General features: G+C 42.1%; 10 protein-coding genes. 1 reads left to right on the forward strand and 9 read right to left on the reverse strand.

The window, feature by feature from the left end:
- Position 1: 1 nt before the first annotated feature.
- The 6 genes from I7X29_RS13855 to rimO all read right to left on the reverse strand — a co-directional run bounded on the left by I7X29_RS13855 (position 2) and on the right by rimO (position 7,378).
- A complete protein-coding gene (locus I7X29_RS13855; RefSeq protein ID WP_198475506.1) occupies positions 2–1,150 on the reverse strand; it encodes a LegC family aminotransferase in 1,149 nt (382 codons plus the stop codon).
- A gap of 16 nt (positions 1,151–1,166) precedes the next feature.
- Entirely contained in the window at positions 1,167–2,375 is a 1,209-nt protein-coding gene (locus I7X29_RS13860) for a UDP-N-acetylglucosamine 4,6-dehydratase (RefSeq protein ID WP_198475508.1), read from the reverse strand.
- A 403-nt stretch (positions 2,376–2,778) separates the two neighbouring features.
- Positions 2,779–3,399: a hypothetical protein gene (locus tag I7X29_RS13865; protein WP_198475510.1), complete on the reverse strand. Its 621-nt coding sequence runs from the start codon at positions 3,397–3,399 to the stop codon at positions 2,779–2,781.
- A 267-nt stretch (positions 3,400–3,666) separates the two neighbouring features.
- Positions 3,667–4,515 (reverse strand): NAD-dependent epimerase/dehydratase family protein, encoded by an 849-nt coding sequence (locus I7X29_RS13870; protein WP_009413015.1) that lies wholly within the window; start codon positions 4,513–4,515, stop codon positions 3,667–3,669.
- 172 nt (positions 4,516–4,687) lie between these two features.
- On the reverse strand, positions 4,688–6,007 hold the full coding sequence (locus tag I7X29_RS13875; protein WP_198475512.1) for a UDP-glucose dehydrogenase family protein: 1,320 nt from the start codon (positions 6,005–6,007) through the stop codon (positions 4,688–4,690).
- A gap of 60 nt (positions 6,008–6,067) precedes the next feature.
- Positions 6,068–7,378: a 30S ribosomal protein S12 methylthiotransferase RimO gene (gene rimO / locus I7X29_RS13880; RefSeq protein WP_198475514.1), complete on the reverse strand. Its 1,311-nt coding sequence runs from the start codon at positions 7,376–7,378 to the stop codon at positions 6,068–6,070.
- A 591-nt stretch (positions 7,379–7,969) separates the two neighbouring features.
- On the opposite strand from rimO, the gene I7X29_RS13885 reads away from it, so the two are divergent.
- Complete coding sequence (locus I7X29_RS13885; RefSeq protein WP_198475516.1) at positions 7,970–9,091, forward strand: glycosyltransferase family 4 protein; 1,122 nt, start codon at positions 7,970–7,972, stop codon at positions 9,089–9,091.
- 12 nt (positions 9,092–9,103) lie between these two features.
- Here I7X29_RS13885 and I7X29_RS13890 read toward each other — a convergent pair whose 3' ends face one another.
- From I7X29_RS13890 to I7X29_RS13900, 3 genes are all read right to left on the reverse strand, one after another.
- A complete protein-coding gene (locus I7X29_RS13890; RefSeq protein WP_198475518.1) occupies positions 9,104–11,173 on the reverse strand; it encodes a GDSL-type esterase/lipase family protein in 2,070 nt (689 codons plus the stop codon).
- 306 nt (positions 11,174–11,479) lie between these two features.
- On the reverse strand, positions 11,480–13,546 hold the full coding sequence (locus I7X29_RS13895) for a beta-galactosidase (RefSeq protein ID WP_198475521.1): 2,067 nt from the start codon (positions 13,544–13,546) through the stop codon (positions 11,480–11,482).
- Between the two features lie 43 nt (positions 13,547–13,589).
- Positions 13,590–17,633, reverse strand: coding sequence for a hybrid sensor histidine kinase/response regulator transcription factor (locus I7X29_RS13900; protein WP_198475523.1), 4,044 nt, complete (start codon positions 17,631–17,633; stop codon positions 13,590–13,592).
- Positions 17,634–17,636 lie beyond the last annotated feature (3 nt).

Consider the following 17,636-nt stretch of genomic DNA (forward strand, 5'->3'; position numbering starts at 1 on the left):
TCTATTTACCTCTTACTCCACTGGGTATATTCACTACTCTTGCTTCCAACCATTCGGCGTTGCTAAGGTCGGTTTTAGGACAATCTTTAAACATTGGTAGTCGGTTCATTAGTTGCCATATTGGGCGACTCATTACACCCTTTGCATTTGTTTCGGTAAGGAAAGCGTCACGCTCTTCTTTGTTGTTTAAGATAATGGCATTGAGCCAATAGTTACATTTTTCGTATTCACGTTCGGCAAAAAATGCAATCCCTTGTTTTTCAAAGTAAGCTTTATAAGCTTCGGCTGTAGTGCGTTTGTTGGCTAAAAAGCCATCTAACTGTTCTAATTGGGCTACCCCTAAGGCAGCATTGATATTGGGCATACGGTAATTATAACCTATTTCATCGTGTACAAATTCCCACGCGTGAGGTAACTTGGCTTGGGTAGTGAGGTGTTTAGCGTGTTTACCTATAGCCTCATCATTGGTGAGTATCATACCGCCTCCACCTGTAGTAATAGTTTTATTACCGTTGAAAGAGATAGCTCCTATTTTCGCAAAGGTACCCAAATGTTTGTCTTTATAATAGCTACCCATAGCCTCGGCAGCATCTTCTACTACTTCTATATGATAACGTTTACAGATAGCTATAATTTCTTCTATACGGCAGGCGTGCCCAAAGGTATGCATTGGCATACACGCTTTGATACGTCGGTTTGTTTGTTTATGGTAGCATTCATTACCTCGTAGTTCAGCGTTTGTTTGCAAAAACTGCTCTAAAGAGGTAGGAGAGAGCCCCATAGTATCTTTATCGACATCTACAAATACGGGCACTGCTCCTGCATACACAATAGCATTGGTAGTAGCTATAAAGGTCAGTGGTTGAGTAATTACCTCATCACCAGCTTCTACCCCACTGAGTTTTAGTGCTATGTGGAGGGCATTTGTACCATTTACACATACTACAGCGTATTTAGCCCCTGTATATTCAGCTACCTTTTGTTCGAAGAGGTCTACAAACTTTCCTACACTTGATACGAAAGTAGTATCGATGCACTCTTCTAAATATTTTTTTTCGTTCCCAGCAAAAGTAGGTGCGTGTAGAGGGATAAAAGCTTCTTTTTCGCCGTAAAGGTCGCGTATAAAGGATATGGTTTCGGATATGTTCATTGCCTTAATTTTCTAATTACATTTTGCTATCCAAATACTTTCCTATTTCTTGGTGGTCGAAATTTACTAAGAATGTTTTCATCAGCAGGGTAATGTCTTTTTTCTCGGTAGCAGGATTGTCAAATAGTTGGGTTAGCTTATCTATAAAACTTTCTATTTCAGTTATTTTTTTAAATGATTGCAAACTGATAACTCCTAATGAGGCGTATCTATCTAGTGCAACTTGTTCTCCTTCAGTATAAAATTCCTCGTAAGGTTTTTCACCAGTGGTATCGCTTTTTGAGAAATAAACAGGATACCATTTATCTGTTTCCTTCCTACTTTCAGCCTTAGCTATAGCTTCTGCCTCACTTTTACATTCAAGGGGTTCATAGCCTAAATCTTTAAGTAGTTGGGTGGCTATTTCGGAGAAAGTGAGTACTTGTTCTTTCTTCAGTTTAGGGAAGTATATTTGTCCTGTAGTGCCTAATATACAAGCCATTAAGCAAATCTGACCGCTTTCCTCAGGCGATACAAAATAGCGAGTCACATCCGAAGGGGCTGACAGAGGTTGGTTTTTGGCAATACGCTCTAAAAAACCCGCTGGCAACGAGCCATTGGAGAAGGCTACATTAGCAAAACGCGCTGTAGTTACGGGGAACTTATGAGCATAAGCCATTATCATATCTTCCATTATCTTTTTGCTACCTCCCATTATATTTACGGGGTTCGCTGCTTTATCGGTCGATACACAAAAGAAGTGTTCAGGAGGATAGTCACATAATAAATCTAAGAATTTTTTAGCGTTTACAACATTGTTTTTGAGTAAGGCTTCTACCGAATATTTATCTTTTTCCGAGCGCACGTGCTTATGAGCTGAAAAGTTAGCCACTATATCAAAACCACCACGTGCTTTGAACATTTTTACAAAAGTATCATCGGCGTAATTCATAGGGTAGGTTACATAGTCGGTAGGCACTGTAAAGGCGGAAGTACTGCGCAACTCGCGAGTGAGTTCGGTAAGTCCGTTTTCGCTAATATCTACTACTACCAAAGTTTTAGGTTTGAAAGGTAGTAAGGCTTTGATATATGAGCTTCCGATGGAGCCTGCGCCACCAATTACCAATACGCTCTTGCCCTCAATAGCCTTAGTTAGTGCTGCTTGATGGGTGTGCAAATCAGTCTGAAACATACTTTCAGGGCGTTTGGTAACGTATTTTGCTATAAAATTCTCGATGTTTAGCATAGTCTATAACTACTTAAAATATTTTTGAGTCTTTAAACATTCTAAAATAATACAACTATTTGTAAGTGTAGGTTTTGTTGTTTTTTAGATTTGTAGACAAGATGAATAGTATTCAGATCGCAAATGTACAAAATTATTATTGAATAATACCTATGTTTGTTTATAAAAATTATGTCATTAAAAAAGTTCCTTTTAGCTTTTTTCCTGCAAATGCACGATTTTATAAGAATTTGTTGTGATATACTTTGAAAAAATGCGTGATATGATACTTTTGTTTAGTATGTGATGTGATAGAAGAAATAATAGACTCATCTTTTGTTGTGAGATGAGTCTATTTTTCTAATTATTGTTATAGATGTCTCAAAAAATCATACCTACAGATAATAGAATTATAGTAAAGGTGTTATACCAATGTTTTGAGGGTGAGTTGGTTGTTATCGGTAGAGGTTTTTGCTAAGTGTTGTACTCTTGCGGAGAGTGCTCGGCGTCGGTTGCGGTTGAACTCGGTGAGTTTGTGGTGGGATTTGGTGGTTGCTAATAGAAATGCGCAAAAGATTCCTATGACTATGAGTAGGAACAGCCCTGCATAAGCCCAGTGTGCGGTGTTGTGGCATTGGTAAGTGTGCAGTATTCGCAGGTGTTTTTCGTTAGTGAGATCTCCGCGTTTGCGCACAGCTTGTAGTTTTTCTTTCCACGCTTGTTGTAGAGCTTCGTCTCTCCAATTGACGTACCATAAGCTCCACTTGAACTGATAGTTAGGCACTGTTAGAGCTAAGTGTTTTTGCAAACGATAGGTGAAGACGAGCCTAACGAGAATGTAGTAGATAACTCCAAAAACGCCAGCTAAATAGAAGAGGATTTTGTTTTCGATATCGGTGTGGGCGGCATAGTATACAAATGAAGAGACAACAGTCACGGGTAGGAATAGGGCATTGTGGATGCTATCGGTTTCTTTTTGTACATAGTCGTCTCCTTTGAGCAAACGTTTAGGGGAGAATTGTTTGAGTGTTAAAAAGTTCATCATAAATGGTAAATGTTAAAAGGTGTTAAAATGTTTTTGAGGCGCGAAGGTACAAAAATATTTTAATTATTTACGAATTTATGAAAATATTTTTTAGGTGAGAAGAGATTTTTTTGTTTATAGGTTTGAAAATGAGAGTATTTTATGAGGTGCGAGCTACACGGGTGATTTGGGAGCTATGGGAGCAGTGAAGTAAAGGTATTTTAACGATTACGTCACTGTTATTCCTATAGTTACGATAAATTTATCTTCTCCCCTTTTCTCAAGCTGTTAGTTCTTTAGTTTTTCTATAAAGTCTTTTATATGCTTCTTAGCTCTCCAGCCGAGGGCTTCTGTTTTTTTGGTAACAACTTCGGCTGTCATACGGTTGCCTTTGCGCTCGGGGAGCATTTGTATCTCTCCTCCAAACAGTTGGGCTATTTCGAGGACTGTGTAGGTTTCGGGGCTGCCTATGCCGTAGCCATCGCCTTTGCCCTTTTGTCCTACTAATAGCAATCCATCAACTATATCATCTATATGGGTGAAATTGCGCTGTTGGGTACCAGGGCTCACTACTGTTAGAGGTTCGCCTTTCTTCATTTTCTCGGTAAAGAGGGCGATGAGGGTTGCGTATTTGCCTGTGCGTATTTCGCGCTTGCCATAGACATTGTAGAAATATACAATGGCATAATTTAAATTATACCAATTGCCATAGTTGATAATCAGTTCGGTATTAGAGGATTTGCTCCACGCATAAGGGCTTTGGTCTTTGCCAATCCCACCATCGCCAAACTTAGTGCTACTGCCTGCATATACTAATTTACAATTGTGTTTACGACAGAACTCTAACACTTTTAAAGTTCCTATTTTATTGAACAGAAGCACTTTATCGATATCGTCAAAACTTTGTTCTACACGAGAGTATTCTCCTAAATGGTATATCAAATCGGGGGTGAAATTGATGAGCTCGAAAATGTGTTCGGTACTACCTTCTATATAGGTTACTCCCGCCACGTGGTTGTCTCGGCTTCCGGTAAAGTAATTGTCTAATGAATAGACATCGTTTTGAGGGTTGTTGGCTAAGGCTTCACAAAGGTTTGAACCTACAAAGCCAGCGCCACCTGTTACTAATATTTTCATTGTGCAATGCAGAATTAAAATGTGATTTATCAGTGGTCTCAGAGAGGCTCAGAGAAATTCAGATGATACTGGTAATTTTATAAAACAGATAATCAGTTCATTAGACTTTGTTAAAGTTTGAGACTTTGACAAAGTTTGTGCTATAGGAATTGTGGGAACTCTCACCTAATTATTAAACTCCTATTTGTATATATTTCCATCCTTTTTGGGGTAAGTCAAAGGCGTTGTACTGGTTGCGACCATCGAAAATGACTTTTTCGTTTAGTAATTTGGCGATTTCATCAAAATCGGGGACGCGGAATTCTTTCCATTCGGTGAGTAAAAGCAAGGCGTCAGCTCCTTTTAGGGCTTCGTATTTGCTCTCTACATAAGTAACCTCAACATCTTTTAGGTAACATACTTTGGCTTCGTGAACGGCTTTAGGGTCGTAGGCTTGTACTTTGGCACCTCGTTTCACCAATTCTTTAATGACATAAATTGCAGGAGCTTCGCGCATATCATCGGTTTCAGGTTTGAATGAGAGCCCCCATACAGCAAAGGTTTTGCCGCTGAGGTCTTGACCATAGTGAGCGATTACTTTTTGAGCAATTACATATTTTTGACGGTTGTTTACATCGTCGACAGCTTCTATCAATTTGGCTTTGTAATTTACCTCTTCGGCTAATTTTTTTAAAGCCAATACATCTTTAGGGAAGCAAGAGCCTCCATAGCCACAACCGGGGTAAATAAAACTGTAGCCTATACGACTATCGGATCCTATACCGATACGCACTTTGTTCACATCGGCTCCTACACGCTCACAGATATTGGCAATCTCGTTCATAAACGATATTTTGGTGGCGAGCATTGTATTTGCTGCATATTTGGTCATTTCGGCTGAACGGATATCCATTGTGATCATACGATCGTTTTGCATATAAAACGGATTGTAGAGTTCTTTCATTTTCTTGAAAGCGTAATCGTTATCCGCTCCTATTACCACGCGATCAGGTTTCATAAAATCTTCAATTGCTTTACCTTCTTTTAAAAACTCGGGGTTGGATACTACGTGAAATTTGTAATTCACACCGCGTTTATCTAAGGCGGCTTGTACGGTAGCACGTACTTTATCGGCTGTACCTACAGGTACGGTAGATTTATCGACTACAATGAGCTCTCCTTGCATAGTTTCGCCTATTGCTTGGGCTACTGAAAGCACATATTGCAAATCGGCTGACCCATCATCGCCCATAGGAGTTCCTACAGCTATAAAAGCGACCTCGGCATCTTTGATAGCCTCGGCTATATCCGTTGTAAAAAACAAGGTTTGATGAGCTACGTTGCTCAGCACCATCTCTTCCAATCCAGGTTCGTAGATAGGTATAATTCCTTGTTTGAGTTTTGCTATTTTCTCAGTATTGACATCTACGCAGGTTACCTTGTTGCCCATTTCGGCAAAGCAAGTGCCTGATACTAAACCTACATAACCAGTGCCTATGACTGCTATTTTCATATATGGATTTCTGTATTATATTTTTTGCAAAGATATGAATAATTTGTCAATTAGTAAATTTTAACAAATTGCGACGGGCTCTCCATACAAATCGTAGTCGGCAGCCTCTATAATTTTGACATCGGTAAAATCGCCTATTTTCACATAGTGTTTTTTAGCGTCGATGAGTACCTCGTTGTCGACATCGGGGGAGTCGTATTCGGTGCGTCCTACGAAATAGTTGCCTTCTTTGCGGTCGATGAGGCAACGGAAGGTTTTACCTACTTTCTCTTGGTTCAATTCCCACGATATTTGCGATTGCAATTCCATAATTTCATTGGCACGTTGTAGTTTTACTTCTTCGGGGACATCGTCGGCTAACTCGTAGGCTGTGGTATTCTCTTCGTGACTATAGGTGAAACAACCGAGGCGATCAAAACGCATTGCTTTAACAAAATCTTTTAGTTTTTGGAAATCTTCTTCGGTTTCGCCAGGGTAACCTACAATTAGGGTTGTGCGGATTGCCATTTCGGGGACTGCCTCGCGGAATTTTTTGAGGAGCTTGGTAGTCTTCTCTTGGGTGGTACCGCGTTTCATACTGGTGAGAATCTTATCGGAAATGTGTTGCAGTGGGATATCTAAATAATTACATATCTTAGGCTCGGTTTTCATCACCTCAAGCACGTCCATCGGGAAGCCTGTGGGGAAGGCGTAGTGAATGCGTATCCACTCAATGCCTTCAACTTTTACCAAGGCGCGCAATAGGTCGGCAAGAGCGCGTTTTTTGTAGAGATCTAAGCCGTAATAAGTGATATCCTGAGCGATGAGAATGAGTTCCTTCACCCCTTTGGCGGCGAGTTTTTCGGCTTCGGTTACCAAATCGTCAATGGGGGTAGAGATATGAGCGCCACGCATTAGTGGTATAGCACAAAAACTGCAAGGGCGGTCGCATCCTTCGGATATTTTAAGATAGGCGTAATTTTTAGGTGTAGTGGTGAGTCGTTCACCTATGAGTTCGTGTTTATAGTCGGCGCCGAGAACTTTGAGCAGAGCAGGCAATTCGCTAGTTCCAAAATATTGATCGACATCGGGGATTTCTTTTTCTAAATCGGGTTTATAACGTTCGGAGAGACAGCCCATTACAAAGACTTTATCCACTAATCCTGCTTCCTTTTGCTGTACATAGTCCAATATAGTGTTGATGCTCTCTTCTTTGGCATTGTTGATAAACCCACAAGTGTTGATAACCACTATGTTACCTTCTTTTTCGTGTACTACTTCCTTACCACCAGCCTTTAATTGCCCCATTAGCACTTCGCTGTCATACACGTTTTTAGAGCAACCAAGGGTTACCACATTGATAGTATTCTTTTTTATTGATCTTGTTCGCATTCTTCAGTTTATTTCGGGGTGCAAAAGTACGGATAATTTGCTAATTTGCCAATTTGCTGATTATTTGTATCTTTGCGGCGAGGTTTAGGGGATAGGTGTCAGGGAAATGAGTTTTGGGGTGCTCTGAGGCTATCTGAGAAACGATGATGTTTAAAAAGTCTCCCACGAATCTCACGAATTTTCACCTGACGGTGATGTTGTGATAAGGGGGGGAGTGTCTTGGAGAAACTATGAAAATCTTGGAGGGAGAGGAGAATCTCGGAGGGGGATTGTTATACAAAAGGCTGCCTAAGGGTTTAGACAGCTTTTGGTAATTATTATTTGTGAGGTTTAGTTTTAGAATTTGTAACCTACACCAATTTGGAATACACGGTTTTTGAATTTCATAGAAAAAATAAAGTAAATACTCTCCCACGAATCTCACGAATTTTCACGAATTTAGGACTAGATGAAACTCTTTGCTTTGTATTATTTCACGAATTTTTCACCTGACGGTGAATTATTTTGTGAATAAATTGTGATACAGTGCTGTAAATCAATATTCTGTTATATCGAACTCACATTAAAATAATATCATATTTTTTAAAACAAATGAACATAGCTTTTGATGCCAAACGGGCTTTTCATAACTTTCGCGGTTTGGGTAACTACAGTCGGGACTTGATTCGTATGCTCCAAGAGCATAAGGTTGGTCATTTGTACCTATTTAACCCTCAAAAACGCAAATTTTTAGGGGTGAAAATTGATGAAAATACTACCGAAATCACTCCTCAATCTTTCTTTTGGCGCAAATTTAAAAGTCTTTGGCGCAGTTTGAAAATCACTGATATAGCTAAAAAACTACCCATAGATATCTATCACGGACTTTCGGGAGAAATTCCGAAAGGTATCGCTCAGCATTTGCCGACGGTGGTGACGATTCACGACCTTATTTTTATGCGTTACCCCCAATGGTATTCGTATTTCGATAGAAAAATTCACTATAAAAAGTTTCTTTATGCTGCCCAAAACGCCCAGCATATTATCGCTATTAGCGAACAGACAAAACGCGATATCATCTCTTATTTGGGTGTTCCTGAAGAGAAAATTACAGTGGTATATCAGGGTTGTCACAAGGCGTTTAAACAAATATATACTAAAGATGAAAAAGTGTCTATACGCCAAAAATACCGACTTCCAGAACGTTTTGTGCTGAATGTGGGGGCTATAGAGTCTCGCAAAAATGCTCTCGAAATAGTGAAAGCTATTGAACCTCTTGAAGATATGTCGCTCGTATTGGTAGGCAAGCCCACTCAATACTACGAAGAGATAAAGAGGTATTGTGAGTCGCATAACCTCAGTAAGCGCGTGCAGTTGCTCAGTGGTGTATCAATGGAAGAATTGGCGATTATCTACCAATTGGCAATTGTGTTCTGTTATCCTTCAGTGTTTGAAGGCTTTGGCATTCCCATTATAGAAGCCTTATTTTCTAAAACGCCCGTTATCACTTCTAAGGGCAGTTGTTTTCCCGAAGCAGGAGGAGCTCATTCTATTTATGTGAATTTAGACCAAGCGGCTACCGAAATACGCGAGGCTATAGTGAAAATCACTACCGATGAAGCGTTGCGCACGACGATGATTACCGAAGGCTACCACTATGCACAACGCTTTACCGATGAGGCTGTTTTCCAAGAGTTGATGAAAGTTTATTGTCAGGTAAGAGATAAGAGGTAAGAGATAAGAATGTTAGGGTTTACTTGTGAAGGTACTGGCGGGCAAGTTGGCTTCGTTTACTAAATTGCCGTCGGTAACGGGGCTAAAGCCATAGCGCACAGCTTTGGGATTACTTACTTCTTCACTTGTCACTTTTATTGCTTCTCCTATAACTTCGGCTGTTGCCGGATAGAAAATTCCATTACCATTAGAAAGTTCAAAACCGCGCAACGTTTTGCCATCGGCGGAGTGCATTCCTTGGGCATAATCAAAAGCAACTGTAGCGACTTTTCCATTGAAAGTTGCTGAACGGAACAAAGGTCCTGAAGGGAGTACTTTTTTGCCATACGTATCGCCTAAAGCCCATTGTGCTAAACGCTCGCCTATGGGTTGTTTGTTTTTGGGGTGTACATCGGTGGGGTGACCATAGTCGTAGGACACTGCCATTCCGCTGTGAGGCACTACCTTCATCAATCGGCGCTGACTTTCTCTAAACCAACCCCACGACGGGCGGTTGATACTCGATAGCTGTACGTAATAGAAAGGCAGTTGCGAATTGCCGAACTCGGTGCGCCAACTTTTTACTAACAATGGAAACAACCTACTATGTGCATCTTTGTTATGCGCATTGGATTCTCCTTGATACCAAATCACTCCTTTGATAGGATACTTCGCTAAGGGCAATATGCCAGCTTCAAACAGATAAGCAGGCTCATAGGGGTGTCGCTGTAACTTATCGGTGGCTTTAGCGATATTCTCGCCTGCACGCTGGCGCACCCAATCCATTATAAAATCGTTTTCGCGCCAATTGTTGAGGATACGCGGAAAGTCGTATTCCAATGTACGGCGGTCTATCCACGCTTCGGTAGGCGAACCACCTACGGCATTGCAGATGAGCCCTATAGGCATATTCAACTCTTTTTGGAGGCGACGTCCAAAATAATAGGCTACTGCCGAAAAGGCACGTACGGTTTTAGGGCTACACACTTCCCATTGTGCAGGTTTATAGTACTGCAACTGATTGATAGAATCTAAAGCTGAAAGTTCCCAAGCGTTAGCATTATCAGTGCGCCAACGGGCTTCCATATCAAACAATCGAATATTAGGGTTTTCGGCTTGTGGAATATCTCTTTCGCCTGTTGAGGCTTGGAACATTTCAAACTCCATATTTGATTGTCCTGAACAAAGCCACACTTCACCAGCTACTACGTTCTTAAAAACACGTTTTTTTTTACCTGCGGTAATTTGCAAGGTATAGGTTTCTTTGGCAGCAAGTGGTGCCAAGGTTACTTGCCATTTGCCATTGCTATCGGCAGTGGTGTTGAGTTGCTGATTTCCTATTGTCACAGTGATTTTAGTACCTGCATTGGCGATACCGTGCAAGGGTAACGATTGCCCGTGTTGCAATACCATATTATCGGAATAGATTTCAGGGAGTTGCAAGCCACCATAATCGCCTGTAATAGCTCCATAGACTACTTGCGCCAAGATAGCTGCCCCTTGTGCATTGGGGTGTACGGCATCGGGGAGCATTTGTGGGAAATGGTACAGCGGCTCGTGAAAATCGATGAGCTGGGCGTTTGTTTGCTGAGCAACGAGCGCAATGGCTTGTTGTATTTCGGCGTGCCAATCGCGTGTGCCCGACTCAAAACGAGGGTGGCGATGTGATAGCGGACTCATACGTGCAATGACGATGCGCGCTTTAGGGTTTGCTTTTTTAAAAGAAGAAATAAGAGTGAGATAATCTTTTACAAAATCATTGCGGTGGTTAGGCCAATTACGTGGGTCGGTATCGTTGATACCCAAGTGAATCACTACGATATCGGCTGCAAAAGCAAGGGCTTTTTGGTATTCCTCTTGTTGGATGTACGGGCGATGCCCCTTGCTGAGCAAAGTCGCTCCTGAATGACCGAAATTTTCCACTTTATAACCTTTACCCAACAAGCGTTGTAGCACTGATGGGTAACTGTTTTGTTCGCGATTTTCGATGCCATAGCCGTAGGTAATGCTGTTGCCTACACAAGCCACTTTGATAGGTTTTCGCTGTCCCCAACCCAAAGAGCCAAGCACTAAGACGCTGATAAAGAGGAGTTGTTTTTTCATTTGGTTGTAAATTGAATGCTATTCAATTACAAAAGTACAAATAATTAGCGAATTGGGAAATTTTATTTCCAAAGAATCATTAGTGCTTGTGTTTTTTAAGGTCTAAGTTTTGTTCTCTCATAAAAGTCTTTATTTTTTTTATTATCTCACGAATTTTCACCTGACGGTGATGTTGTGATAAGGGGGGAGTGTCTCGGAGAAACTAGGAGAATCTCGGAGGGGGATTGTTATAGAAAAGCTACCTAAGGGTTTAGACTTTGGCAAAGTGTAGTGATGCAAAAATTGCAAATAATTGATTAGGAAATTTTATTTCCAAAGAATTACTAAGGTTTCTTCAGAGGATAGGCGTGCGGTGTTGGCTGTTGCACTTCCTCCCTTATCGGCAAAAACGATTGAAGGATTTACTCCTTTGGGGCAACGCAATGATACTGTGGTAGCTTGTGGACGTTTGTTGATGAGGATAGTAAGGTATTGATTGCCTTTTTGCATCGTATACATTTGCACTCCTTTTTGGTAAGTTTCAAACTGAAAAGGGACTACAGCTTGTGCTTCGGCGAGTAGCAAATGCGAAAGTACTTCCCCTTTGCCACTGCGCAAAGCGCCCAACCCCAATAGCGATGGAAACCAAAAGGTCTCTCCCCTCATAAAGCGATGTTTTGTTGCCAACACACTATTTTCCTCTTGGGCAACTATTTGTCCTTGAGTATTGTAGATACTCCCTTTCCAAAGGTGGGCGGGCAGGGGTGCGTTTTGGTAATTTACACTGAAATCGGTAGGGAGGCATTTTATTTCTTTCAGCGCTCCCCCCAATACATCTTGTAGCGGAAAGCCCGTGTGATGTAGAGCAAACATATTTTCGTCGTAGAACGCGCTGAGTCCTTCCATTATCAGTTTGCCGCCATTGCGTACAAAGTTGCGCAGAGGTTCCCAATAACGCGATGGGAGGCTTATTTGTCCTGATAAAATAATGGTTTCTCCTTTGTAAGAGGGTTTGTTCCAGTTGAACTCATCAAAGCACTGAAACTGACTATTGATGCCATTTTCAAGTAGAGTTTCATACATTGCAAATGCCGATTTCATAGCCCCTCCCGTGTTTCTGCCCTCGTAATCATTATTGGTATTATCATTTAGCTGGGCTTTTTTTTCTACCCAAAGGGTTTCGCGGGTATAGAGGATATGAATATTAGCTACTACGGGTTTAAATTTGCTGATATTGATTTTTCGGAGTGTTTTGGCAACTTCAGAGGCAGCAGTGAGTCGGTCGGTAGGTTGGTTTTGGAAATCTACGAGCGCCCATTCGCCTGCTTCATCGCCCACAGCACGGGGGTTTAAGCACCAAAACAAGATGTGTTCAGCACCATTGCCAATACTCGTCCACAGCCATTGGGTGATTTCTTCTTTGGTAGGACAGAAGGCTTTATAACCGCTGAAAGTGTTGTTGCCCCCTTGCAATTCGGTTACCCAAAAAGGCAATTCGCCTGCTCCCGAACGTATGATAGCGCAATTCGCCCCCAAAGCTGTAGCATACTGATTTCTGTGAAACATAGTGTAATGCCAACTGGGGTGAGCTGAAGCGCCTAACGAACTGAGGAAGTTGCGCCAAGCGGGGAAGTTGTATTCGGCAATATTGCTGAATATTTGGTGAGAATTGACGTGCAGATAGGCATTAGGGTCGTACTTTTTCACCTCGTTGGCAATCCATTGCAGATACCAAGTATTGTAGTGTAGCAAGAACTGTTGAGGGGTGAAATCTACTATTTGTGGGTAGCCTTTGCTGTTGTAGGCAGTAGGTTGTAGTGTTTTGAGCCATTCACTTTTTTGGGTATTAGCAAAAGCGTCGTTAGGTACCCAACCTCCTGTACCAGGTTCGTTCATCAGCACCCAACCATAGAGGGCAGGAGAGGTTTTGAAATGGGTTACTACTTGCTTGATATAGGTAGCAATTTCTTGTAGATGCGACTGCGAATAAGGGTGCTTAAAGCCACCTAATGAATTGTCAGGCGCAGCGGGGAAGAGCGTGCCTACAATCTTCACATTGTACCGCTCTGCTGCTTTAAAAGCCTTGTCAAAAAGAGAGAAATCCCAAGTACCGTCGGGGCGCTTCATATAGTTTTCGAACATACGAATGCGACAACAGTTCATTTGGTGCTCGCTGAGGAGTTTGAACCAAGTATTTATCTCCTCATCGGTTTGACCAGGCTCTATGAACACCTGTGCACCAATGGGTGATACATAGGGTTGCGCTTTCACAGTGGTAGTGATGGAGGCAATCCCAAGACATAAAAGGTATATACAATTTTTAAAAAACATACAAATACTTTTTTGGTGGTACATTTTGTGGTGCAAAGGTAAGGTGATAAAGTGTTTATCCACTTATCTTTTCTTTTAGAAAACTTATCAAATTAGCTTATACGCTTCACATTTCACTTTCTCCTTTCAAATACTCTCGCGGTGAGGCATTGTAGAACTTCTTAAACGAGCGACTGAAATTCGATAGCTCTTGGTAACCCACCTTATAGGCTACTTCCGAGATGTTCAAATTGCCTTGTTTCATCAGTTGGGCAGCGGCGGTCATACGTATTTGTACAATCACGTTGTAAGGGGTGGTGTTCATAATGGCTTTTACTTTTTTGAAGAGTTGGTTAGTACTCATATTTAGAGCATCGGCGAGGGCATCGATACCAAACTCGGGGTCGCTGAGGTGTTCCATTACAATGTTGTTCACTTTATCAACAAATTCTTTTTTCCACGGTTGCCCGATGAGTTTTTCACGGTACACATTCAGGTCAGATGAGGAGCTGTACTGTTCCCACAACTTCTTGCGCGAAAGTAGTATATTTTCGATGCGCTTGCTGAGTATTTTAGCCGAAAAAGGTTTGGTGATATAGTCTTCCACTCCCAAACTGTACCCCTCTACCACTTGCGATTCCTTGTCTAAGGCGGTGAGCAGAATGATAGGAATATGGTTTGTTTTTTCGTTGGCGCGCAGTTCTTTTACCATTGAAATGCCATCGCGTTTAGGCATCATAATATCCGATACAATAAGGTCGGGGATGTGGGCAATAGCCAATTCTAAGCCCTCTTCACCGTCGCGTGCTAATAGTACGTGGAAATGCTCGTTGAGAATGTGCTGTATATAATCGCGCATATCGTCGTTGTCTTCCACTACCAAAATAGTCTCTTCCTTGTCGGTTGCATTTTCTTGTGGAGCTATTTCTTTTACCGTTTGGGTAGTGTCTATCTGTTGCAAGGTGATAGAAGCCTCGTCGTGGAGTTGTGGCACATCCAAAATAGGCAACAATACCGTGAAGGTAGCCCCTTGTTTTTCTTCACTTTCCACCTCTATATGTCCTTGGTGTAAATCGACGAGGTCTTTGGTAAAGGCGAGCCCTAAGCCTGCCCCCTCGTTGTGGAGTTCTTTTTGGCGTTTGCCTTGCAAGAAAGCGGTAAAGAGCTGTTTTTGTTCTTCTTTGGAGATACCAATGCCTGTATCGGCTATCTTTATTTGCAAAAACTTCTGCTGATTTTGCACCACAGTGGCAATGAGTACTGTGATTGCACCTTTTTCGGGGGTGTATTGGAAGGCATTCCCGATGAGATTGTAGAGAATTTTATCTAACTTATCAGCATCAAAAGGCATCCACAAGCTGGGCATTGTACTTTTTATGGTGTATTGTATTTGTTTTTCTAAAGCGAGATAAGCAAAGGTTTCACTCACTCCTTTCACAAAATTCACCACATCGTCGTATTGCAAATTCAGCTCTAATTTGTTCTTTTCTAACTTTCTAAAATCGAGTAATTGGTTGATGAGGCGCATTAGTTTTTGGGCGTTGCGCAACATCATTGTATATTTCTCTTTGTGCTGCTTAGGAGAATTCTCATCATCTACCATTTGGTTTAGCGGACCTACAATAAGCGAAAGCGGTGTTTTGAACTCGTGAGAGATGTTAGAGAAAAAGTTGGTTTTCATCTCGTTGATTTCGTACATACGCTGGGCTTCCAATTGCGAGATACGCAGGTTCTGCTTGTCTCTTTCCTTGATGGTGTAATACTTCACGATAAGCACCAATAAGCCCACCCCCAGCAAGGCATAGAGGATATAAGCCCAATTTGTTCGCCAAAGCGGAGGGGCTACTACTATCTCAATTGTAGTGGGTTTTTCGCTCCACACCCCGTCGTTGTTAGTGGCTTTTACTTTGAAAATGTAAGTACCTGGGTTGAGGTTTGTATAGGTAGCGATACGCTCGGAAGTGTCGTAAATCCAATCGCTGTCGAAACCTTCGAGCATATAGGCGTATTGGTTTTTGAAAGAAGCGCGGTAGTTCAATGCCGAAAAACGGAACGATATTACCGATTGCCAATGTTTGAGGTGAATGCTTTGGGTCTCATCTATCACCTCGCTGAGCACCCCGCCTTCTTCTGGTCGTACCGATTTGTTGAATATTTGAAAATCAGAAATTACTACTTTGGGTTGGGTTTGGTTAAGGGTAAGCTGTTGAGGATAGAAAGTATTAAAACCGTCTTTTCCTCCAATGAGCAACTCGCCGTCTTTGGCTTGTGCAAAAGCCCCTAATTGAAAGCCCGAATTTTGCAAGCCATCGTACTCGTTGAACACCTGAAACTGTTGGCTTTTTGGGGTGTATTTCAGTACTGCCGAAGGGGTACTCATCCACAGATTGCCACTATTGTCTTCTGCCAAACCAAAAATAGGGTCGCCATAGTCGCTGCCTTTACGGCAAATGAGCTCGAAGCGTTCGGTTTTCTTGTCGAACTTGTGTAGCCCTCCTTTGGTGCCTATCCACAAGGTGCCGTCCTTGCTCTCATGGATAGCCGTAATAAAGTCATTGCTCAGGGCGTGTGTATTGTTTTTTAGGGCTGTATAGGTGTGTTTGAGTTTTAGGTCGCGGGTGTAACAACGCAAGCCTTTTTCGGTACCTACCCACAAAAGCAGGTCTTGGTCGCGGTGAATTACGTGGGTTTTATCTTCGGGGTAGATGATGTTCTCACTTTCGAATAGTGGGGTAAAAACACCCGTAGCGGGCTGGTAGTTAATTGCTCCCAACTCGGTAGCAAGCCAAAAGGAATTATCCCAATCTTTGGTAATTTGATAGACGTTGCGGTAGGTGTAATTCGTACCGGTAGGCACGGGAATGGGCACCTGACTAAAACTATTGGACGAAGGATTGTACTTAATGAGATAATTGGCATAGTTGCCTATCCAAATATTCCCTTCGGCATCTTCACAGAAAGCCTGATAGAGCTGAGTATTGGGGTTGTAGGATTGGTTGCTAAAAGCAGTGAGTGTCTTTCTGTCGGGATTGAGTTTATCAATATGGTTTAAGCCACCTATCCAGAGGTTGCCTTTGCTGTCCTTAAAAATAGCGCGCACTTGTTTTTCCGAAAGAAAATTCTTGTATCTCACCCATTTGAATTGGGCAGGGGTAGGACTAAAATAGTAAATCCCAGAGGCGGTACTCACCCACATCAGCTGACTTTTATCTCGGTAGATGTGATTCACACTTTCATTAGCGAGTTGCGGGTTTTGCAAGTCGGTAATGGAGTGAGTGTTTTTGTTGAGGAGTTTGATGCCCTCGTTAGTCTCTATCCAAATGTTGTGCTGACCGTCATCGGCTACCGAAAGCACGTTCACATTGTGCGTACAAGGGGTCGCACCACACACCGCATAACGTTGGTAGTTTTTCGTTTTTTCATTTAAGCTATACAAACCACCGTGAGCCGATGATACCCAAACCGTGCCTTCTGGGTCTTTGTAGAGGTTGAAAATGTGCTTACATACCTTCTCATCAGTGTCGTTTGTATGCCAATAAGGGTGTAGTTCAAATTGTTTTTCCTTGCGGTTAAAACGGTACACCCCGCCACCCCACGAACTAAGTATGAGCGTGCCATTGGTCGCTACCATACCCGTAAGGGCGTTGTTCAGGGGTTTGGAAGTGCTTTTTTCTCGAATGTCGTAATGAGTGAAGACTCCTGTTTTGGGGTTGAGCATATCCAGTCCGCCACGGTCTACGGCTATCCAAATCATACCCGCCTCGTCCTCTACTATGCCCGCTACATCGTTATAGCTAAGGCTTTTACTGCCTTTTTGATGTTTGTAGGTGGTGAAGATACCCGTGCGTAGGTTCAGTTTGCTGAGTCCTTCGCCTTTTAAGCCAATCCAAAGGTTGTGCTGACTGTCTTCAAACAAACACCTGATAGAGTTTCCTGCAAGGCTGTTCTTCTGGGTGCTATTGTGTTTATACACAGTGATATCATAGCCGTCGAACTTGTGCAAACCGTCATCAGTGCCTATCCATATAAAACCTTTTGAGTCCTGCAACATACTGGTTACCTCATTGCTCACCAATCCGTTGTGGGTGGTGATTTTGGATAGATACGCCCAGTCCTGCGCTGAGAGCAACGCAGGAAATAACACCCATATTATGTAGAGTAGTTTTCTCATTTT

The organism is Capnocytophaga periodontitidis, assembly GCF_016126015.1.
Taxonomy (GTDB): domain Bacteria; phylum Bacteroidota; class Bacteroidia; order Flavobacteriales; family Flavobacteriaceae; genus Capnocytophaga; species Capnocytophaga periodontitidis.

Excerpts from the sequence above, each read along its gene's own strand:
- I7X29_RS13855 (WP_198475506.1), bottom strand. The coding sequence starts at position 1,150 with ATGAACATATCCGAAACCATATCCTTTATACGCGACCTTTACGGCGAA.
- I7X29_RS13860 (WP_198475508.1), bottom strand. The coding sequence starts at position 2,375 with ATGCTAAACATCGAGAATTTTATAGCAAAATACGTTACCAAACGCCCT.
- I7X29_RS13865 (WP_198475510.1), bottom strand. The coding sequence starts at position 3,399 with ATGATGAACTTTTTAACACTCAAACAATTCTCCCCTAAACGTTTGCTC.
- I7X29_RS13870 (WP_009413015.1), bottom strand. The coding sequence starts at position 4,515 with ATGAAAATATTAGTAACAGGTGGCGCTGGCTTTGTAGGTTCAAACCTT.
- I7X29_RS13875 (WP_198475512.1), bottom strand. The coding sequence starts at position 6,007 with ATGAAAATAGCAGTCATAGGCACTGGTTATGTAGGTTTAGTATCAGGC.
- rimO (WP_198475514.1), bottom strand. The coding sequence starts at position 7,378 with ATGCGAACAAGATCAATAAAAAAGAATACTATCAATGTGGTAACCCTT.
- I7X29_RS13885 (WP_198475516.1), top strand. The coding sequence starts at position 7,970 with ATGAACATAGCTTTTGATGCCAAACGGGCTTTTCATAACTTTCGCGGT.
- I7X29_RS13890 (WP_198475518.1), bottom strand. The coding sequence starts at position 11,173 with ATGAAAAAACAACTCCTCTTTATCAGCGTCTTAGTGCTTGGCTCTTTG.
- I7X29_RS13900 (WP_198475523.1), bottom strand. The coding sequence starts at position 17,633 with ATGAGAAAACTACTCTACATAATATGGGTGTTATTTCCTGCGTTGCTC.